The sequence below is a fragment of the Mycolicibacterium arcueilense genome, assembly GCF_058536225.1.
The window spans coordinates 237,800-256,433 of sequence record NZ_JBZTYL010000011.1; the positions used below are offsets into that span (position 1 = coordinate 237,800).

Annotated in this window: 18 protein-coding genes; 8 read left to right on the top strand and 10 right to left on the bottom strand. The window is 67.1% G+C overall.

Features of this window, described 5'->3' with window-relative positions; all coding sequences use genetic code 11:
- On the bottom strand, nucleotides 1-2,058 hold the full coding sequence (locus AC4LGL_RS17735) for an SGNH/GDSL hydrolase family protein (RefSeq protein ID WP_491839911.1): 2,058 nt from the start codon (nucleotides 2,056-2,058) through the stop codon (nucleotides 1-3).
- A 32-nt stretch (nucleotides 2,059-2,090) separates the two neighbouring features.
- Nucleotides 2,091-3,539 carry an NAD-dependent succinate-semialdehyde dehydrogenase gene (locus AC4LGL_RS17740; protein WP_491839912.1) on the bottom strand — a complete coding sequence of 483 codons (1,449 nt, stop codon included), beginning with the start codon at nucleotides 3,537-3,539 and terminating at the stop codon, nucleotides 2,091-2,093.
- Nucleotides 3,540-3,589: 50 nt separating this feature from the next.
- Between AC4LGL_RS17740 and pgi the strand changes: the two genes are divergently transcribed.
- A complete protein-coding gene (gene pgi / locus AC4LGL_RS17745) occupies nucleotides 3,590-5,239 on the top strand; it encodes a glucose-6-phosphate isomerase (RefSeq protein ID WP_491839913.1) in 1,650 nt (549 codons plus the stop codon).
- Nucleotides 5,240-5,251: 12 nt separating this feature from the next.
- Here the strand turns inward: pgi and AC4LGL_RS17750 are convergent, their stop codons facing one another.
- Nucleotides 5,252-5,581 carry a hypothetical protein gene (locus tag AC4LGL_RS17750; RefSeq protein ID WP_090427219.1) on the bottom strand — a complete coding sequence of 110 codons (330 nt, stop codon included), beginning with the start codon at nucleotides 5,579-5,581 and terminating at the stop codon, nucleotides 5,252-5,254.
- A 221-nt stretch (nucleotides 5,582-5,802) separates the two neighbouring features.
- On the opposite strand from AC4LGL_RS17750, the gene AC4LGL_RS17755 reads away from it, so the two are divergent.
- The gene (locus AC4LGL_RS17755; protein ID WP_491839938.1) at nucleotides 5,803-6,204 is read left to right on the top strand and encodes a hypothetical protein; all 402 of its coding nucleotides are present in this window, start codon (nucleotides 5,803-5,805) and stop codon (nucleotides 6,202-6,204) included.
- A gap of 15 nt (nucleotides 6,205-6,219) precedes the next feature.
- On the opposite strand, the gene AC4LGL_RS17760 is transcribed toward AC4LGL_RS17755, so the two are convergent.
- Nucleotides 6,220-6,969 carry an SDR family oxidoreductase gene (locus tag AC4LGL_RS17760; protein WP_044520156.1) on the bottom strand — a complete coding sequence of 250 codons (750 nt, stop codon included), beginning with the start codon at nucleotides 6,967-6,969 and terminating at the stop codon, nucleotides 6,220-6,222.
- Between the two features lie 44 nt (nucleotides 6,970-7,013).
- On the bottom strand, nucleotides 7,014-7,868 hold the full coding sequence (locus AC4LGL_RS17765; protein WP_491839914.1) for an Fpg/Nei family DNA glycosylase: 855 nt from the start codon (nucleotides 7,866-7,868) through the stop codon (nucleotides 7,014-7,016).
- Nucleotides 7,869-7,908: 40 nt separating this feature from the next.
- Between AC4LGL_RS17765 and AC4LGL_RS17770 the strand changes: the two genes are divergently transcribed.
- A complete protein-coding gene (locus AC4LGL_RS17770; protein ID WP_491839915.1) occupies nucleotides 7,909-9,666 on the top strand; it encodes an FUSC family protein in 1,758 nt (585 codons plus the stop codon).
- Here the strand turns inward: AC4LGL_RS17770 and AC4LGL_RS17775 are convergent.
- Nucleotides 9,650-10,033 carry a phage holin family protein gene (locus AC4LGL_RS17775; RefSeq protein WP_491839916.1) on the bottom strand — a complete coding sequence of 128 codons (384 nt, stop codon included), beginning with the start codon at nucleotides 10,031-10,033 and terminating at the stop codon, nucleotides 9,650-9,652. The two genes, AC4LGL_RS17770 and AC4LGL_RS17775, sit on opposite strands and share 17 nt — an antisense overlap.
- A gap of 6 nt (nucleotides 10,034-10,039) precedes the next feature.
- Nucleotides 10,040-10,798 carry a precorrin-6A synthase (deacetylating) gene (cobF, locus tag AC4LGL_RS17780; RefSeq protein WP_491839917.1) on the bottom strand — a complete coding sequence of 253 codons (759 nt, stop codon included), beginning with the start codon at nucleotides 10,796-10,798 and terminating at the stop codon, nucleotides 10,040-10,042.
- Between the two features lie 124 nt (nucleotides 10,799-10,922).
- Between cobF and AC4LGL_RS17785 the strand changes: the two genes are divergently transcribed.
- Entirely contained in the window at nucleotides 10,923-12,203 is a 1,281-nt protein-coding gene (locus tag AC4LGL_RS17785) for a diiron oxygenase (RefSeq protein ID WP_491839918.1), read from the top strand.
- Here the strand turns inward: AC4LGL_RS17785 and AC4LGL_RS17790 are convergent.
- Nucleotides 12,187-13,371: an MFS transporter gene (locus tag AC4LGL_RS17790; protein WP_491839919.1), complete on the bottom strand. Its 1,185-nt coding sequence runs from the start codon at nucleotides 13,369-13,371 to the stop codon at nucleotides 12,187-12,189. The two genes, AC4LGL_RS17785 and AC4LGL_RS17790, sit on opposite strands and share 17 nt — an antisense overlap.
- A 61-nt stretch (nucleotides 13,372-13,432) precedes the next feature.
- Between AC4LGL_RS17790 and AC4LGL_RS17795 the strand changes: the two genes are divergently transcribed.
- Both AC4LGL_RS17795 and AC4LGL_RS17800 read left to right on the top strand, forming a co-directional pair.
- Nucleotides 13,433-14,296 carry an LLM class flavin-dependent oxidoreductase gene (locus tag AC4LGL_RS17795; protein ID WP_491839920.1) on the top strand — a complete coding sequence of 288 codons (864 nt, stop codon included), beginning with the start codon at nucleotides 13,433-13,435 and terminating at the stop codon, nucleotides 14,294-14,296.
- 206 nt (nucleotides 14,297-14,502) lie between these two features.
- Nucleotides 14,503-15,717, top strand: coding sequence for an MFS transporter (locus tag AC4LGL_RS17800; RefSeq protein WP_491839921.1), 1,215 nt, complete (start codon nucleotides 14,503-14,505; stop codon nucleotides 15,715-15,717).
- Here AC4LGL_RS17800 and AC4LGL_RS17805 read toward each other — a convergent pair.
- Together AC4LGL_RS17805 and AC4LGL_RS17810 are read right to left on the bottom strand one after the other, a co-directional pair.
- Nucleotides 15,704-16,081, bottom strand: a complete 378-nt coding sequence (locus AC4LGL_RS17805) for a DUF5709 domain-containing protein (RefSeq protein WP_491839922.1) — start codon at nucleotides 16,079-16,081, stop codon at nucleotides 15,704-15,706. The genes AC4LGL_RS17800 and AC4LGL_RS17805 overlap by 14 nt on opposite strands.
- A 58-nt stretch (nucleotides 16,082-16,139) precedes the next feature.
- On the bottom strand, nucleotides 16,140-17,303 hold the full coding sequence (locus AC4LGL_RS17810; RefSeq protein ID WP_491839923.1) for an acyl-CoA dehydrogenase family protein: 1,164 nt from the start codon (nucleotides 17,301-17,303) through the stop codon (nucleotides 16,140-16,142).
- An 83-nt stretch (nucleotides 17,304-17,386) separates the two neighbouring features.
- On the opposite strand from AC4LGL_RS17810, the gene AC4LGL_RS17815 reads away from it, so the two are divergent.
- Nucleotides 17,387-17,977: a TetR/AcrR family transcriptional regulator gene (locus tag AC4LGL_RS17815; RefSeq protein WP_491839924.1), complete on the top strand. Its 591-nt coding sequence runs from the start codon at nucleotides 17,387-17,389 to the stop codon at nucleotides 17,975-17,977.
- A 156-nt stretch (nucleotides 17,978-18,133) separates the two neighbouring features.
- Nucleotides 18,134-18,427: a hypothetical protein gene (locus AC4LGL_RS17820; RefSeq protein WP_064887370.1), complete on the top strand. Its 294-nt coding sequence runs from the start codon at nucleotides 18,134-18,136 to the stop codon at nucleotides 18,425-18,427.
- Nucleotides 18,428-18,634 lie beyond the last annotated feature (207 nt).

An 18,634-nucleotide genomic window follows, 5' to 3' on the forward strand; every position in this document is an offset into this window, starting at 1 on the left:
TCAGCGCCCTACCGGTTTGGCAGGCGCCTTCAGCGAGTCGAGCAGCCACGGCGTCAGCCACTGCACGGCCTCCGAGGTCGGGTGCACACCGTCGCTGCGCATCCGCACCCCGTCGATCTTCGCGGTGTACTTGCCGTCCGGGTTGAGCTTGGCGTTGAAATCCAGCACCGACACGTTGGGCCGTTGCCCGACCACACTGCGCAGCATGGTGTTCCAGGCCTGCACCCGGCCCGGCTGATCCTCGGGGTACAGCGTGCCGTCCGACCGTTCACCGCGCCGGTTGTAGGGCGCCGTGGTCACCACGACGCGGGCCCCGGTCGAGCTGAGGATGTCCAACGCCCGCCGCAGCTCTCCCTTGAGATACGCGTCGTAGGCATCGTTGCCGACGTGCATCCATCGCCCGTGCCACGTCCGGTCGACAACCTCCCAGCGCCCGATCATCAACAACACGGTCTGGGGGCGGTCGTGGGCGATGCGCTGGGCCCAGCGCTCGGGCCAGGAATCGCATTCCGGCTTCTGGTTCAGCGTCTCCCCGGCCGACCGGTACGGGCCGCCGCGGGCGATGCCGCAACCGATGGTCGTGTAGTCGCTGAAATGGAAACCCGGCGTGGCGGGCAGATACCGCATCAATGTCCAGGCCACCGAGTCACCGAAGACCGCGACGGTCCGCGTACCGGGCGGCAGCGCGGGCGGCGGCCCCACCGGAACCGCCCGCTCCGCACCGATGTCCTGCTCGGACGCCGCGGCGGCCATCACATCCGGGCCCGCGGGACGCGTCGGGATGCTCACCGGGACGACCGTCATCGTCACCACCGCGGCGGTGGCCACCGTCGCCGCAGCCAGCCGCAGCATCGGGACATGCTGTGGGCGCCAGTGCCGGACCGGCTGCTCGATCGCCCACCACGACACCCATGACACCGCGATCGTCACCGCACACCGCAACGCCAGCAGCGACCAGCCGGAAAGCCCGGTGCGTTCACCGTTGAGGATCAGGAAGATCGGCCAGTGCCACAGGTAGACGCCATAGGAGATGACGCCGAGGGTGACCAGCGGGAACCAGGCCAGCGCCCGCGCGACGTAGCCGTCCTGATCCAGCGCGACGGGAGCGACGACGAGCACCGCACCCACGGCCACCACGATCAGCAGCCCGTGATGGAACTCGTCGGCACTTCCGGTGGCCAGGTGCGCGGCCAGCGTCAGCACCGCGATCCCGATCACCGGCAACGTCCAGGCGACCCAGCGCCGCCACCGGGTCCGGATCAGCGTGCCCGACACCGTCAGCGCTGACCAGTCCCGCACCAGCAGCGCCGCGGCAGCCGCACCGATCAGCAGCGCCTGCGCCCGGGTGTCGGTGCCGAAGTAGACGCGGTTGAGCTCGCCGGCTTCGCCGGACAACAGAATCGCCGCGACGGCCGAGCCGACCACGCCGAGCACCGCCAGCACGAAGACCACGGCACGGACAGCGCCCGTCGAGCGACGACGCACCAGCAGCGCAGCGGCCAGCACGAGCAATGGCCACAGCAGGTAGTACTGCTCCTCGACCGCCAGCGACCAGGTGTGCTGCAACGGCGAGGGTGTGGCGCCCTGGCTGAAGTAGTCGGTGTCCGCGGCGACGAACACCCAGTTGGCCATCCAGAAGAACGCCCCGACCGCGTCCTCGCGGAGCGAGGACACCGCTTCGGACGGGAACAACGGCCGGGCGATCACGACGGCCAAGGTCATCAACACCATCGCCGGCAGCAGACGCTTGGCCCGGCGGATCCAGAAGCCTTTGAGGTCGATGCGCTCGGTGCGGCGGAACTCGTCGAGCAGAAGTGAGGTGATCAGGAATCCGCTGAGCACGAAGAAGACGTCGACGCCGATGAAACCTCCGGCCACACCCGGCACCCCGCCGTGACCGGCCAGCACCAAGGCCACCGCGATCGCGCGGATGCCGTCGAGTGCCGGGATGTCACGCCGGATGGAGGCACGCCGACGCCGACTGGCAGCACGGACCGGCGCCGCAGTCACGTCATGCCCTCCCGTCGTGGCGTCCGAGCCCCAGAGTTTAGGGGGCATCGGGCGCCGAATCGGGAAGGCGCGACGAGGCGCTAACGGGTTAGCGCAATATATTTCGTGTCGAGGTATTCCTCGATGCCCTCGATGCCGCCCTCACGGCCGAATCCGGATTCCTTGATGCCGCCGAACGGGGCAGCCGCATCGGAGATGACACCGCGGTTGATGCCGACCATGCCGGATTCGATGCCCTCGGCCACCCGCAGCGCACGGTCCAGTGACTGCGTGTAAACGTAAGCAGCCAAGCCGTATTGGGTGTTGTTCGCGGCGGCCACACCTTCGTCCTCGGTGTCGAAGCCCGTGATCGGGGCAACGGGGCCGAAGATCTCCTCCTTGAGGATGCGGGCATCGGAGGGCACATCGGCCAGCACCGTGGCCGGGTAGAAGTTGCCCGGGCCGCCGGGGGCGACGCCGCCGACAGCGACCGTCGCCCCTTTCGACACCGCGTCGGAGACGAGTTCGGTGACGGTGTTGACCTGCTTGGAGTTGATCAGTGGGCCCAAGGTGGACGCGGGGTCGATGCCCTTGCCGAGGGTGAACTCACTCATCCGCTTGACGAGCTTGTCGGTGAACTCCTCGCGCACGGAGTTCGCGACGTGGAAACGGTTGGCGGCGGTACAGGCCTCGCCGCCGTTGCGCATCTTGGCCAGGATCGCGCCGTCCACCGCGGCGTCGACGTCGGCATCGTCGAACACGATGAACGGGGCGTTGCCGCCCAACTCCATCGACGTCCGCAGCAGCTTGTCGGCGGACTGCTTCACCAGTGCCTTGCCCACCCCGGTCGAGCCGGTGAAGGTGAGCTTGCGCAGCCGCCCGTCGTCGATCAGCGCGGTGGTCACCGCGCCCGGATCGCTGGTCGGCAACACGGAGAGCACGCCCTTGGGCAGGCCGGCCTCATCCATCAGCTTGGCCAGCAGCAGCATCGTCAGCGGGGTTTCCTGCGCGGGTTTGACGATCATGGTGCAGCCCGCGGCGAACGCGGGCCCCATCTTGCGAGTGCCCATGGCCAACGGGAAGTTCCACGGTGTGATCGCGTAACACGGGCCGACGGCCTGCTTGGTGACGAGGATCCGACCGGTGCCCGCAGGCGCCGGGGTAAAGCGACCGGCGATGCGCACCGCCTCCTCGGAGAACCAGCGGAAGAACTCGGCGCCGTAGGCGACCTCGCCCTTGCTCTCGGCGACCACCTTGCCCATCTCCAGGGTCATCAGCGCGGCGATGTCGTCGGCGCGTTCGGTGATCTTCTCGAACACCGAACGCAGGATCTCGCCGCGCTTGCGCGGCGCCGTGGCAGCCCACTCGGCCTGCACCGCACATGCGGCGTCCAGCGCGGCGACGGCATCGGCGGCGGTCGCGTCGGCCACCGTGGCCAACACCTGATCGTCGCTGGGGTCGAGCACATTGAACGTCGATGCGGCCTGGCGTTCGTCACCACCGATCCACAGACCCGTGGGCACGGATGAAATCAAGTCTTCAATGGCCATACATCCATCATGTACACCTTCGAATCAAGCACCGCACTAAGGTCAGCAGAATGAGTGCTGACATCACCGCAACCCCCGCATGGCAGGCATTGTCGAAGCACTACGACGAGATCCGCGATATCCATCTGACGGAGCTTTTCGCCGACGATCCGGCCCGCGGAACCGAACTGGTGTTGACGGTCGGCGATCTCTACATCGACTACAGCAAGCACCGCGTCACCCGCCGCACTTTGGAATTGCTGGCCGACCTGGCCCGCGCCGCCGGGCTGGAGGCCCGCCGCGCGGCGATGTTCGCCGGGGAGCACATCAACACCTCCGAGGACCGTGCGGTGCTGCACACCGCACTGCGGTTGCCTGCCGATGCGGCGTTGACGGTTGACGGCCAGGACGTGGTGGCCGATGTGCACGACGTCCTCGATCGCATGGGCGGGTTCACCGACCGGCTGCGCAGCGGCGAGTGGGCCGGTGCCACCGGAAAGCGCATCAAGACAGTGGTCAACATCGGCATCGGGGGTTCCGACCTGGGGCCGGTGATGGTGTACGACGCGCTGCGCCACTACGCCGACGCCGGCATCAGTGCCCGCTTCGTGTCCAACGTCGACCCTGCCGACCTGGTGGCGACGCTGGCCGATCTGGACCCGGCCACAACGCTTTTCATCGTGGCCTCCAAGACGTTCTCCACCCTCGAGACGCTGACCAATGCCACCGCCGCCCGCCGGTGGTTGGTCGATGCGCTCGGCGAGGACGCGGTGGCCAAGCATTTCGTGGCGGTGTCCACCAACGCGAAGCTGGTACAGGAGTTCGGCATCGACACCGACAACATGTTCGGGTTCTGGGACTGGGTGGGCGGCCGGTACTCGGTCGACTCGGCGATCGGGCTGTCGGTGATGGCAGCGATCGGTCGCGAGCGGTTCGCCGAATTCCTGTCCGGCTTTCACCTCGTCGACGAGCACTTCCGCACCGCACCGCTGGCCGGCAATGCTCCGGCACTCCTGGGCCTGATCGGGCTGTGGTACTCGAATTTCTTTGGCGCACAATCGCGTGCGGTCCTGCCGTACTCGAACGATCTGTCCCGGTTCGCGGCGTACCTGCAGCAGTTGACCATGGAGTCCAACGGCAAATCGGTGCGTGCCGACGGCACGGCCGTCACCACCGACACCGGTGAGATCTTCTGGGGTGAGCCGGGAACCAACGGCCAGCACGCCTTCTATCAGCTACTGCACCAGGGCACCCGGCTGGTACCCGCCGACTTCATCGGCTTTTCCCAGCCCACCGACGACCTCCCCACCGCCGATGGCACCGGCAGCATGCACGACCTGCTGATGAGCAACTTCTTCGCCCAGACCCAGGTGCTGGCGTTCGGCAAGTCAGCCGAAGCCATTGCGGCAGAAGGCACTCCGTCCGTTGTCGTGCCGCACAAGGTGATGCCCGGAAACCGACCGACGACGTCAATCCTGGCAACCAGGTTGACGCCGTCGGTGGTGGGCCAACTCATCGCCCTCTACGAACACCAGGTGTTCACCGAAGGAGTGGTGTGGGGGATCGACTCCTTCGACCAGTGGGGCGTCGAGCTGGGTAAGACCCAGGCCAAGGCCCTGCTGCCGGTGATCACCGAATCGGAATCACCGGGCGAGCAGTCGGACTCGTCGACCGATGCGCTGGTGCGGCGTTACCGCGTCGAGCGAGGGCGCTCGGCCTAGGTCCGGTCGTGATCAGCCGGGCAGGTCAATGGTTCGGCACGGTCCGCCCGGAACACAGGCGACGCCACCACCGGGCCCGGCCTCGGCCCAAGGCCCGCCCGGCACACCTGCGGAGACATGGCCGTCAGAGCCGGCCTGCGCCCCGGGGCCACCGGGAACCTCGGCGCCCGCGCCCTGCGGGCCGGCCGACGGAGTACACGGAGTGCCATCCGGGTTGTAGCAACCCGGGGCCGGCGGGGCGGGCGGGGGCGGTCCGGGCTCGGCGAAAGCAACCGGGGCGAAGGCCACAGCACCCGCCGCGGCGCCTGCGAACAACATCGAGGTAATCAACTTTGTGGACATGAGTCTGGGCTACCCACGTTCGTTTCGGGCTCAAACCTAACCTCGACCGACAGTGGCCCGGATCATGTGGGTGATTCAATCCGGTCGTCAGCGGGAATTCCGTAAACCCTGTTCGACCAAAAACGTGTCCCGACCGAACTGGAGTTCAAACGATGTCAACAAACCGGCTGACCTTGACCACCTGCAACAGCGGTACCTGGCCATCCATCCGGAAGTGGTCGATGACGGTCGGGATGGGCGTGGCGCTCACCGCGGCACCGCTGCTTGCAGGGTGTGGTTCCAGTGAAGACACTGCCCCCTCACCGACGTCGTCTGTCGTCACCACGACGGTGACCACGGAGACCCCCACCACCACTCCGGCTCCGGCCACTGGTGGTGAAGGTTCGATGCCCGGTGGCCCGACCGGCGGTGGCGGCCCAGAAGGTGGCGGCGGCTCGATTCCCGGCGGCCCGACTGGCGGTGGCGGCCCAGAAGGCGGGGGCGGCTCGATTCCCGGCGGCCCGACCGGTAGCGGCGGCCCCGGCGGGGGAAGCGGCTCGATTCCCGGTGGCCCGAGCGGCGGCGGCGGCCCAGGCGGTGGCGGCGGCTGTGTTCCCGGCGTCGGCTGCGTGCACGTGCCCTGACGCCGGGCGAACAGCTCAGGCGAAGCGCTTGGTGTACTTCGGTGGCAGCAAGCGCATCACCTGGGTCAACGGCGCCCACGGCCAACGCGGCACCACGGCCCGGCCCTTCTCCTTCTCGATGGCCTCGACCATCGCGCGCACGCCGGTCTCGTTGTCGACCATGAGCATCGTGGTCGCCGACTTGGCGGTCATCTCCGACTCGATGTAGCCGGGCTCGATCACGGTCACGCGGATCGGACCCTTGTCGTACTCGGCGCGCAGCGACTCGCCCAGCGAGGTCATGCCGGCCTTCGACGCGCAGTAGGCCGCCTTACCGCCGGGCACACCGGTGTTGCCCAGGACCGACGAGATCAACACCAGGTGACCGCTGCCGGACTTCTTGAACATCTCCAGCGCCGTCTCAATCTGCACCAGACCGGCGATCAGGTTGGTCTCGATGGTTGCCTTGTTGGCCCACGGCTTGCCCTCGCCCAACGGCCAGCCCTTGCCGATTCCGGCGTTGACGATCACGCGGTCGATGCCGCCGAGTTCCTCGGACAGCTCGCCGAACACCCGAGGCACGGCTTCATGGTCGTTGACGTCCAGCGCAGCGACCGCCACCTTGACGTAGGGATGCCGGTCGGCCAGTTCGGCCTTGAGCTCATCGAGCCGCTCGGTGCGACGGGCACACAGCGCCAGGTCCCGGCCCTTGGCCGCGAATTGCCGGGCCATGCCCGCGCCCAGTCCGGAGCTGGCACCGGTGATGAGGATCTTCTGACGGGTCATCGCTGCAGGATAACCGAGTTAGACAACTGTCAAAAACGCGGCCGCTACTTGAGCAGCCTGGACATTCGCCGGTCGGCCAGCACCTTGCCTCCGGTCTGACAGGTCGGGCAGTACTGGAACGACTTGTCGGCGAAGGACACCTCCCGCACGGTGTCCCCGCACACCGGGCACGGCAGTCCGGTGCGGGCGTGCACGCGCAGGCCAGAGCGCTTCTCCCCCTTGAGTGTCGCGGCCTGCTGCCCCACCGACCGCGTCACCGCATCCGTGAGGACCGAGATCATCGCGTCGTGCAGCGCGCCGAGTTGGGCGTCGGTCAGCTTGCCCGCGGTGGCGAACGGCGACAGCTTGGCCACGTGCAGGATCTCGTCGCTGTAGGCGTTGCCGATCCCGGCGATCACCTTCTGATCGGTGATCACCGTCTTGATCCGCCCGCTCTGCCCGGCCAGCACACCGGCCAACCCAGCCGAATCCAGTGACAGCGCATCAGGCCCGAGCGAGGCGATCTGCGGCACATCGAGCGGATCGGCGACCACCCACACCGCCAACCGCTTCTGGGTCCCGGCCTCGGTCAGGTCGAAACCCACCGAATCTCCCAGATGCACGCGTAGCGCGATCGGCCCCTTGCCCGGTTTGAGCGGCGTCGTCGCCAATTTGTCCGACCAGCGCAACCACCCCGCCCGGGACAGATGGGTGATCAGATGCCAGGGCCCGACTTCGAGTCCGAGGTACTTGCCCCAGCGGTTCGCCCCGGTCACGGTCTGGCCGTGCAACGCCGTCGTCGGCGGATCGAACGTCTTGAGCACCGACAACGCGGCCACATCGATCCGGGTGACCACCCGGCCGGTCGCATTGCGGCGCAGATGATCGGCCAGCGCCTCGACTTCGGGCAGTTCAGGCATGGCTCCAGTGTGTCAGCGAAACGCCGAGCATGCTGTAGACATGTCCGACCGGCCTGCTCCCACGGCGACCAACCCGTTGCGGAACATCTTCGTGATCAACAGCGTGCCGCGCCGGTGGCCGTTCGCGCTGCGCGCCGGAATCTGCATGGCCGTACCTGTTCTGGTGGGCTGGCTGGCCGGCGACACCACGGCCGGATTGATCGCCACCATCGGCGGATTCACCTCGCTTTACGGCAGCGGCCGCCCGTACCTGAATCGCGGCGCGTACCTCGGTGTGGTCGCAGTGTGCTTCGCCGTCGCCGTGGCCCTCGGCGACTGGGCGTCGTCGGCGCCGTGGCTGGGCGTGCTGACCGTGACGATGATCGCCGCGGTGGCCACCCTGGTCTGCCATGCCCTGAGCGTCGGGGCGCCCGGGGCTTACATGGTTGTGCTGGCCTGCGCAGCCGGCACCGGAACGCCGGCGACACTGCACCTCAGCCCGGGCCATCACGCCGCGCTGGTCCTCGCCGGCGGCGCGTTCGCCTGGCTGGTGCACATGTCCGGCGCGCTGGTCCGGCCCCGCGGTCCGGAGAAGGCGGCGGTGGCCGCGGCAGCCGCCGCCGTCGCGGCATACATCGAGACCCCCTGGGCCGACACGCGACACCGCGCGGCGCTCCTGCTGCACACCGCGTGGGTCAACCTGGTCACGTATCAGCCGGTACAACCCAAACCGGACCAGACGCTGTACCGGCTGCGGGTCGTCAACCGCCGGCTGCACGTGCTGTTCGCCGACGCCATGCGGGCCGCCGAAGCCGGTGAGCCGCTGGCGTATGACGGCGCGGCCCTGGCCCGTCACCTGGCCACCGTGCCCGGCGACGCGATCACCGATGAGCATGGCGCCGAAGGAGTTCCACTCGGCAGGCCCAGCATCGTGCAACTGCTGCGCCGGGCGCTGACGCCGGGCTCGGTGTCACTGCAACTGACGGTGCGGGTCGCAATCGCGGTCGCGATCTCGGGCGTGATCGCCGTGCTGATCTCGCAGGCACTCACGATGACCCACGCCTACTGGGCGATGGCCGCCGCCGTACTGATGCTGCACCAGGGATTCGACTGGCAACGCACCGTGGTCCGCGGCGTCGAACGGACGCTCGGCACCTGGCTCGGCCTCGGCGTTGCCGGCGCGATCCTGGCGCTGCACCCGCAGGGCCTGTGGCTGGCCCTGGTGATCGGGGCGCTGCAATTCGTCATCGAGATGTACGTGATGCGCAACTACACGCTGGCCGTCGTATTCATCACGCCCGCCGCACTCACCATCGCCTCCGGCGGCCAACCCGTCGACAACCTCGGTGAGCTGCTGCTCACCCGCGGCAGCGACACCCTGATCGGCTGCGCGGTGGCCCTGGCCGTCTACTGGGCGACCCAGCGTCTGCGCCACCCGACCGGCCTGCGCACCGCGATCTCCGCCACGCTCGACGCGGTCACCAACACCCTGCCCCACCTGGCCGCGGACGACGCCACCTCCCCAGCCGCCCGTACCGATCGTCGCGATCTGCAACTGCGGGCCATGGAGTTGCTGCCGGCCTACGACGGGAGCGTCGGTGGATCGGCCGCGCAACGCCTTGGCGCCGAACGCATGTGGCCGACGGTCGTGGCCACCGAACAACTGGCCTACCGAACCTTGGCGGCCTGCTGGGGCGCCGAGCACGACGGCGCGACCGAGGCCGGCGCCGAGGCGGCGGCAGACACCGCGGCGGCGCTGACCGAGCAGGCCACAGCCTTACGCGAAGCCTTAAGCGAGAGCCTTAAGCGAGAGCCTTGACGAAGGACAGTAGCCAGCTGACCAGCGACAGCACGATCGCGGCCCAGATGGCGGTCCACCAGAACTGGTCGATGTGCAGACCCCACCCCGTGGTGTTGTCGGTGATCCACGAGGTGATCCACAGCATCAGCGCATTGATCACGATGTGGATCAGTCCGAGCGTGAGGATGTAGAGCGGGATCGACAGGATCTGCACGATGGGCTTGACGAACGCGTTGACCAGACCGAAGATCACCGCGACGACGAAGATGATGCCGACCCTGGCAAGGGTCGAGTCGCCTCCGATGAAGTAGATCCCCGGCACGACGAGAGTGACCACCCAGAGCGCGAATCCGGTTATCGCGGCGCGCAGGAGAAATGAGCTCATGGCGGTCTAGTCTGCCGAGCGCAGCAGGTACGTGTCCATGATCCAGCCGTGGCGCGTTCGCGCTTCGGCACGCGCAGCAACGATTTCGTCGCCGATCTCCCCGACGGTTCCCGCATACAGCAACTCATCGGGTGTGCCCAGATACGCGCCCCACCAGATGCGGGTCTGCGGCGGGCACTGCTTGAACGAGCAGTCGGCATCGAGCATCACCACGGCGCTGCCGGTCAGGCCATGCTCGCGCAACTGGCGTCCGGTGGTGATCAGCACCGGTTCGCCGACCTCGTTGAGCGGAATGCGGTGCCGTGCGGTCAGCACCTGGATCGCGGTGATGCCCGGGATGACGTCGTACTCGAAATCCACGTACTCGGACACTTTGTCCAGGATCCGCAACGTGCTGTCGTACAGCGACGGATCCCCCCAGGCCAGAAAGGCCCCGGTGCCGTCGGGCCCGAGTTCGGATTCGATGGCCGCCGCCCAGATCCGGGCCCGCTCGGCATGCCAGTCCGCCACGACCCGGCGGTAGCCCGGTGCGTCGCCGGCCGCGGCGCGCGGCGGGTCGACCAGCTCGACGAAGCGGTAGCCGGGGTTGGTGATGAAACGGTCGCAGATCAGCTTGCGCACCGCGACCAGATCATCGGCCGCGCCCCGGCGCGGACCCTTGTCCATCGCGAAGAACACCTGGGTGTCGTTGAGCGCGGAAATGGCCTGTGCGGTGACGAAGTCCGGATCACCGGCCCCGATACCGATGACATGGATGCGACGCACCGTCGAAGGTTAACCGAACCGGAACCGGGTACCCCAAGTATCCGGTACCCGGGGTATTGACATCACGCATTGTCGGTACCTACCGTCGGGAAGAGGGGGACCACAAACGAAGGGAACGTCAACGGTGACAACTTCGGTCAGACCCGGCGGAGGCTCGGCCAACGCTGCGCGGCGGGACGCGTTCTCCGAACGCCTGCTCAAGGGTTCGGTTCGCAAGTCGTACGCGCCGGTGGTGGACATCGACTGGCAGGCGCCGATCGATCCGGACAAGTTCTTCCTGCCGCCGCGGATCGTGTCGCTGTACGGAACCCCATTGTGGGACAGCATGTCCCGCGCAGAGCAGATCGAGCTGTCACGCGAGGAGCTGGCCAACACGCTCTCTGCGGGCATCTGGTTCGAGAACATCCTCAACCAGGCGCTGCTGCGCAAGATGATGCACCAGGATCCCACCTCGAATTCCACACACTACGAACTCACCGAACTCGGCGACGAGACCCGGCACATGGTGATGTTCGGCAAGGCCATCGACAAGATCGGCGCGAAGCCGGTGCGGCCACGGCTGTACCAGCGGATGATCATCAACTCGCTGCCGTTCTTCTTCCGCGGCTCGGTGCTCTGGGTAGCGGCGCTGATCGGCGAGGAGATCTTCGACTCGCTGCAGCGGCAGATGATGGATGACCCCGAGTTGCAACCGATGGTGCAGCGCCTCATGCGCATTCACGTCACCGAGGAGGCCCGGCACATCCAGTTTGCGCGTGACGGTCTGCGTGGGCGCACTCCCTCGATGCACTGGTACCAGCGGGTATGGGTGGCCAACCTCAACGGGGTCGGCGGGTTCTTCTTCCGCTACCTGTTCACCAACAAGGTCCAGTACGCACGCGTGGGCCTGAACGCCCGCGCCGCCCGCCGGATGGCCCGGGCCAGCGCACACCGCCGTGAGGTGCAGATCTCGGGATTCGCCCCGCTGGCCGCCTTCCTCGAAGAGGTCGGGTTGATGGGGCGCATCGGGCGCCGGATGTGGCGACGCTCGGGTTTCCTGCCGGCGAAGGCCCCGCGTGGCCTCACCGGACCGGCCGGACCGGACACCGGTTCCGAAGAGGGCGTCACCGAAGAGGTGTTCGACGGACTGGCCATTCTGGACACCGGTGACGGCGATCGCCGGGTGAACGTTCGCCTGGCCGGCCATCTGGATCCGATCGACGGCCGCTACCACTGGCAGGGAACGATTCTCGACGCCCCGAGCACCGTCGCTCCCGGGCCGGTGCGGCTCACCATCGGCACCCGAACGGTCGATGCCCGCATCACCGAACGCACCTCGCAGGGCACGCACTCAATTTCCGGCGTGGGTGAACCGCCCTTCGAGCTGGACGGCGCCGACGAGGCCGAAGTCAGCGCCGCCGGGTAAGCGCCGAGCTACCGAGCAACCCGACGGCGAACACCGCACCACAGATCCCAGAGATCAGCAGTGGCAGCTGGCCGGGCTGACCTGGAACCACGGTCCAGAGCAGCCCGGCCCACACCCCGGCGCCCAGCACGGCAAAACCGCTGAGCCCCTGGAAAACTCCCTGTGCGCTGCCCTGGAGGTCAGCGCCGACCAGGGAGGAAACCCAGGCCTTGCTGACCCCGTCGGTGCAGCCGGTGAACAAGCCGTAAGCCCCGATCAGCAGCCAGGCGAGCAGCGGATCGGTGGTCAGTCCCAGCCCGGCATAGCCGATCGCGAAGAACACCAGACCGATGCCGAACACCGGTAGCCGGCCGATCCGGTCGGCCAGCAGCCCGGCCGGGAAGCTGGCAAGCGCGTACACCGCGTTGTAGGTGACATAGGCCAGGATCACCTCGACGACAGAGAAACCGATCTCGTTGAGCCGCAACAACAGCAGTGCGTCGGGAAAATTCACCAGGCCGAACGCCACCAGCACGGCCGTCACCCGCCAGTACCGCCCGGGCAGGTCCCGCACGCGGGCGAACACCGGCTGACGCGGCGGGCGCGGCTCGGTACGTTTCCTTCTCCCCTTTTCGGAGACCAGGAACACCAGCGCGACGCTGAGCACCGCGGGCACCACCGCGACCCACAGCAGTGGCGCGATCTGATGGTCGAGCAGTTCATAGCCGGCCAAACCCAGTAGCGGACCGACGACGGCGCCCATGGTGTCCATGGCCCGGTGGAACCCGAACACCCGGCCGCGGGCAGCGTCGTCGACATCGACGACCAGCAGGGCATCCCGTGGCGCACCGCGGATCCCCTTGCCGAGCCGGTCCACCACGCGGCCCGCGAGTACACCGGACCACGCACTCGCCGCTGCGACCATGACCTTGCCCAGGGCCGCCATCCCGTAACCGGTGGCGATCAAGGGGCGCTTCGAATAGCGGTCACCGAGCGGTCCCGCGGCCAGCTTGGTCATCGCGGCCGCGCCTTCGGCGGCGCCCTCCACCGCACCGACCACCGCGGGTGGGGCACCCAGCACGGCCGTCAAATAGATCGGCAGCAGCGGATAGAGAAGCTCGCTTGCAGCGTCCTGCAGAAAGGACACCGCCGACAGCACCCGGACGTTGCGGGTCAGCCAGGCAGCCACCCGGTCATCATGCCTGGCCGATCCGCCCCACAAAACTAGAACACGTTCTAGTGTGTACGGCATGCGGTTCACCTATGCCGAAGCCATGACCGATCCCACCTACTACATCCCGCTGGCCCAGGCGGCCGAGGCGGCCGGCTATCACGCCATGACCATTGCCGACAGCGTCGCCTACCCCTTCGAATCCGATTCGAAATACCCGTACACCCCCGACGGCAACCGGGAGTTCCTGGACGGCAAGCCGTTCATCGAGGCCTTCGTGATGGCCTCGGCCCTGTGCGCGGTCACCACCACGCTCAAGTTCAACTTCTTCGTCCTCAAGCTGCCGATCCGCCCACCGGCCCTGGTGGCCAAGCAGGTCGGTTCCCTGAACGCGCTGTTCGACAACCGGCTGGGCCTCGGGGTCGGCACCAGCCCGTGGCCCGAGGATTACGAGCTGATGGGGGTGCCGTTCGCGCGTCGCGGCAAGCGCATGGACGAGTGCCTCGACATCATCCGCGGACTGACCAGCGGCGACTACTTCGAGTACCACGGCGAGTTCTACGACATCCCCAAGACGAAGATGACCCCGGCACCGTCGAAGCCGGTGTCCATCCTCGTGGGCGGGCACGCCGAGGCGGCCCTGCGCCGTGCGGCCCGCAACGACGGCTGGATGCACGGCGGCGGCACCGACGACCTCGATGTCCTCCTCAAACGACTCAACGAGATCCGTGCCGAGGAAGGTCAGACCGGACCATTTGAGGTCCACGTGATCTCGGCTGACGCATACACGCCCGACGGCATCAAACGACTCGAGGACAAGGGCGTCACCGATGTGATCGTGGGCTTCCGCCTGCCCTACATCAACGGCGACGACCCCGAGCCGCTCGACCGCAAGATCCGCCACCTGGAGAAGTTCGCCGAGAACGTCATCGCCAAGGTCTAGGGCGTTTTCTTCGCGCCGTTATCTACGTCTGGGTCGCGTCCGGCGCCGTCCGACGACCCAGGCGTGGAAAACGGGGGCCATCGAACCCGCGGTTTGAGGGAACACTCACCGCGCCGTTAGCGTTGCACCCGCCGTTCTCGCCAACGCTGTCCGAGAGCTCAGTCCGGCCACCCCGGAACAACTCAGAAGACTCGGAAAGCCTGCGAATGACGACCTCCCTCGAACGCGCGCGCTCCATCGTCGCTCCCGACCCCACGGTGCGCATGCTCGCAGTGTTCGCCCTGGCCCTCGGCGGCTTCGGGATCGGCACCACCGAATTCGTCGCGATGGGCCTGCTGCCCGATATCGCGACGGGGTTCGGCATCACCGAGCCCACCGCGGGCCACGTCATCTCCGCCTACGCGTTGGGCGTGGTCGTCGGCGCGCCCGTCATCGCCGCGCTCACCGCGCGGTGGCCGCGCAAGGCGCTGCTGCTCACCCTGATGACCGTCTTCACCCTCGGCAACGTGGCCAGCATGCTGGCGCCGACGTACGCGACCTTGGTCACCGCCCGGTTCGTCACCGGTCTGCCGCACGGCGCCTTCTTCGGGATCGCCGCGCTGGCCGCGGCGCATCTGATGGGTCCGCAGAACCGGGCCAAGGCCGTGGCCTACGTGCTGTGCGGGCTGACCGTCGCGACGGTGCTTGGTGTGCCCTTGGCCTCCTGGCTCGGCCAGGCCCTTGGCTGGCGCAGCGCGTTCGGTCTGGTGGTCGGCGTCGGCCTGGTCACGCTGGCCGCTCAGTGGGCTTGGCTGCCCGAGCAACTCCGGGCCATGCACGTCACCAGTCCGCTGACCGAACTCGGAGCGCTACGCCGACCGCAGGTGTGGCTCGCGGTGCTCGTCGGCATGATCGGCTTCGGCGGCATGTTCGCGGTCTACACCTACATCAGCACCACGATGACCGACGTCACCGGACTGCCACGGTCGCTGGTTCCCGTGGCGCTCATGGTGTTCGGCCTCGGCATGGTGGTCGGGAACCTGATCGGCGGCCGGCTGGCCGACATCTCGGTGGTCCGTGCCCTGTACCTGGCACTGGGCTCACTGGCGGTACTGCTGGCCGCGTTCTCGCTGGGGTCGCACAGCCCGTGGACCGCGTTGCCGCTGTTGTTCGGGGTCGGGGTGGCCGGCTCGGCCGTCGGCCCCGCCCTGCAGACCCGGCTGATGGACGTCGCCCACGATGCGCAGACACTGGCCGCCGCGCTCAACCATTCCGCGCTCAACATCGGCAATGCCACGGGCGCCTGGGTGGGCGGTCTGGTGATCGCGGCCGGCTTCGGTTACACCGCCCCCGCGGCCGCAGGCGCGGCGCTGGCCGTCGGTGGCCTGCTGGTGTTCACCGCATCAGTCGCGCTGCAGCGTCGGAGCGCTACTCCTCGATGATGTGAACCGCGGCTTCTTCGGCAGAGGCCGCGCCGCCGTCGATGCCGACATCCGTCCCGAGCAACTCTGCCTCGTCGTCCTCGCCGAAGCCGGCATCAGGGGCCACCAGCCGGCCGCACCGGCGACCCCCGACCTCGTCGTCACCGGCCTGCTCGTCGGGGACCTCGGAGTCGTCGAGCTGCATCGCGGGATCAGGTTCTTCCTCGGCGAGCAGCTCATCGAGGGTCTCGTGGTCCCGCGGTTCCCGCCAACGGTCCGGCGGCGAGTAACCCTCGTCGAGCAGATCGTCGACACCCCGGTCGATCAGGGTGTCCTCCTGAGTCAACTGGTCGTCGTCATCGACGCTGTACCCGTCACTACTCATCCTTCAACGATGGCACAGGTCGGGCCCACCTGAGCAGTTCTTCGCAGTCGGAGATCCGTCACAGCGACCGGCTGATGATCTCCTTCATGATTTCGCTTGTGCCGCCATAAATCTTGTTGACCCGCGCCGCCGCATACGCCCGCCCGATCGGGTACTCCATCATGTAGCCGTAACCACCGAAGAACTGCACGCAACGGTCGACCACGGCCACGCCCTTGTCCGCGGCGATCAGCTTGGCCATCGACGCGGTCGCCGGGTCGTTGCGCCCGTCGATATAGGACTGCACGCAATAGTCGACCGTGGTCTTGATCGACAGAACCTCGGCCTTGAGTTCGGCGAGAGCGAACCTGTTGTGCTGGAAACCGATCAGCGGCTTACCGAAGGCCTCACGATCCTTGGTGTAGCGGATCGCCTCCAACACCGCGGCTTCGGCCATCCCGGAGCACACCGACGCGATGGCCAGCCGTTCGCGGGCCAGTTGCTCCATCAGCTGATAGAAGCCCAGCCCTTCCTGTTCGCCGAGAAGATTCCGCACCGGCACCCGCATGTCGGCGAAGAACAGCTCACGGGTGTCCTGGCCGTGCTGGCCCACCTTCTCCAGCACGCGTCCACGTTCGAAGCCCGGTAGGTCGTCACCGGTTTCCGCCACGATCAGGGAGATGCCCGCCGCCCCCTGCGACGGGTCGGTCTTGGCGACGATCACCAGCAGGTCACAGTGAGTTCCATTGGAAATGAACGTCTTCGATCCGTTGATGACGTAGTCGTCGCCGTCACGCACGGCTGTCGTCCGCACTGCCTGCAAATCCGATCCGGTGCCGGGCTCGGTCATCGCGATCGCCAGCACAGCCTCGCCGCTGATGATCTTCGGCATCCAGCGCTGCTTCTGCTCGGCATCGGCGTAGGTGTCGATGTAGTGCGCGACGATCGGGGAATGCACCACCCATCCCGATGCCGAATCATGGGCGAGAGCGAGTTCCTCGGCGACGACCGCTGAGAATCCGAAGTCCCCGCCGGCACCGCCGTATTCCTCCGGCAGGTCCAGACCCAGCAACCCGGCGTCGCCGAGCTTGTTCCAGAATTCGCGGTCGACCTGGTGGTTTCGGGCCCAGCGTTCCTGGTTGGGCGTGGCTTCCCTACGGAAGAACTCGGCGGCATGCCGACGCAGCTCACGGTGCTGGTCGGTCTCCCAGGAGGCCCGGTAGTCCGGGAAGAGTTCAGACATCGTCGTTACCTCACCTTGGTCGCAGTCACCGGCTACGATACAGATGTATTGGAGACAAGTCAGATGTACCGGAGGAGTACGGCATGGTCAACCCGCGGGTCACCAACGAAGACCTGACGGCGAAGGCCCGCATCCGCAACACCGCACTGGACCTGTATTCGAAGTACGGACAGGACCGAATTTCACTGCGCGCCATCGCTTCCGAAGCAGGCTCCACCCTGGGCCTGGTGCAGCACCACTACAAGACCAAAGCCGGGTTGCGCGATGCCGTCGACCAGTTGGTGGTGGATTACTTCGCCACGGCACTGTCCGAGGTTCCCGACACCGGCGGGCCGGCCGATCTCACCGCCGCCCGCGATGCGGCCGTGCGCAAGATGCTGGAAGCCAACCCACCGGTGGTCAATTACGTGCGCCGCGCACTACTGGACCCGTCGGGCGAGAATCTGCATCTGCTCGACGTCCTCGTGGACCTGACGGCACGGGAGGTCAACGCACTGCGGAAGTCGGGGCGCGCATCAACCAGACGTCGCGAGTCGACGCAGATCGTGGCCGTCCTGGTGCGCCAGATGGGCGAGATGCTGCTCGCCCCCCTGGTGGATGCGGTGTGGGATCGCATGGACAACTCGGACGCCGGGCACAAGCCGCGACTCCGGGTCACCGTCGAGGAGAGCTGAGCCGAAACCGGTCGGGCATCCCGCCCCGATCCTGAGAAATTCCGAATATCCAGCTGAGAATTCTGGAATTTTCGAACCCGATTCCCAATTAAACGTATTAGGCAGCAACCGGTAGTAGTGGGACTTCCGGTGCGGCCTACGACGGAGGGTTGGGAAATGAAGTCATATACCATCGCCACATTAGCCGCGGGTGCGCTGGCCGCGGGAGCATTCCTCGGGGGCGTCGCCGCCGCCGCCCCGACCGCACAGTCGGCCGAACAGACCGTGAAAAGCCTTCAGACCAGCGGATATCACGTCATCGTCAACCGCACCGGCGCGGCACCGCTGGCCAACTGCACCGTGCTCGGCGTGCGCCAGGGCCAGACCATCGCCACCAACGACTCAAGGGGCGGAAGTTCCATCAATACCACCGTCATTTCAAAGACGGCATACGTCGACGTCGCCTGCTGAGCCGGGAATAAAACCGGGCATACATTTGTTTGAGACGCCAAACCGGAATTAACCGGTCTGTGGAATTCCGGACCCCGCAATCGGCCGCACAATGTTGTGCGGCCGATTGTTTTGGGCCAGGTCTGCGCGACCGCCGGACTTGATGCTCCTATCTCTGGTAAGAGTCAAGCGGCGTTGTTGAGCTGGGCGTTGAGCCATTGGCGGTAG

Excerpts from the sequence above, each read along its gene's own strand:
- AC4LGL_RS17735 (WP_491839911.1), bottom strand. The coding sequence starts at position 2,058 with ATGCCCCCTAAACTCTGGGGCTCGGACGCCACGACGGGAGGGCATGAC.
- AC4LGL_RS17740 (WP_491839912.1), bottom strand. The coding sequence starts at position 3,539 with ATGGCCATTGAAGACTTGATTTCATCCGTGCCCACGGGTCTGTGGATC.
- AC4LGL_RS17755 (WP_491839938.1), top strand. The coding sequence starts at position 5,803 with ATGACGGTCGGGATGGGCGTGGCGCTCACCGCGGCACCGCTGCTTGCA.
- AC4LGL_RS17795 (WP_491839920.1), top strand. The coding sequence starts at position 13,433 with ATGCGGTTCACCTATGCCGAAGCCATGACCGATCCCACCTACTACATC.
- AC4LGL_RS17805 (WP_491839922.1), bottom strand. The coding sequence starts at position 16,081 with ATGAGTAGTGACGGGTACAGCGTCGATGACGACGACCAGTTGACTCAG.
- AC4LGL_RS17810 (WP_491839923.1), bottom strand. The coding sequence starts at position 17,303 with ATGTCTGAACTCTTCCCGGACTACCGGGCCTCCTGGGAGACCGACCAG.
- AC4LGL_RS17765 (WP_491839914.1), bottom strand. The coding sequence starts at position 7,868 with ATGCCTGAACTGCCCGAAGTCGAGGCGCTGGCCGATCATCTGCGCCGC.
- AC4LGL_RS17820 (WP_064887370.1), top strand. The coding sequence starts at position 18,134 with ATGAAGTCATATACCATCGCCACATTAGCCGCGGGTGCGCTGGCCGCG.
- pgi (WP_491839913.1), top strand. The coding sequence starts at position 3,590 with ATGAGTGCTGACATCACCGCAACCCCCGCATGGCAGGCATTGTCGAAG.
- AC4LGL_RS17800 (WP_491839921.1), top strand. The coding sequence starts at position 14,503 with ATGACGACCTCCCTCGAACGCGCGCGCTCCATCGTCGCTCCCGACCCC.
- AC4LGL_RS17775 (WP_491839916.1), bottom strand. The coding sequence starts at position 10,033 with ATGAGCTCATTTCTCCTGCGCGCCGCGATAACCGGATTCGCGCTCTGG.
- AC4LGL_RS17815 (WP_491839924.1), top strand. The coding sequence starts at position 17,387 with ATGGTCAACCCGCGGGTCACCAACGAAGACCTGACGGCGAAGGCCCGC.
- AC4LGL_RS17750 (WP_090427219.1), bottom strand. The coding sequence starts at position 5,581 with ATGTCCACAAAGTTGATTACCTCGATGTTGTTCGCAGGCGCCGCGGCG.
- AC4LGL_RS17760 (WP_044520156.1), bottom strand. The coding sequence starts at position 6,969 with ATGACCCGTCAGAAGATCCTCATCACCGGTGCCAGCTCCGGACTGGGC.
- AC4LGL_RS17770 (WP_491839915.1), top strand. The coding sequence starts at position 7,909 with ATGTCCGACCGGCCTGCTCCCACGGCGACCAACCCGTTGCGGAACATC.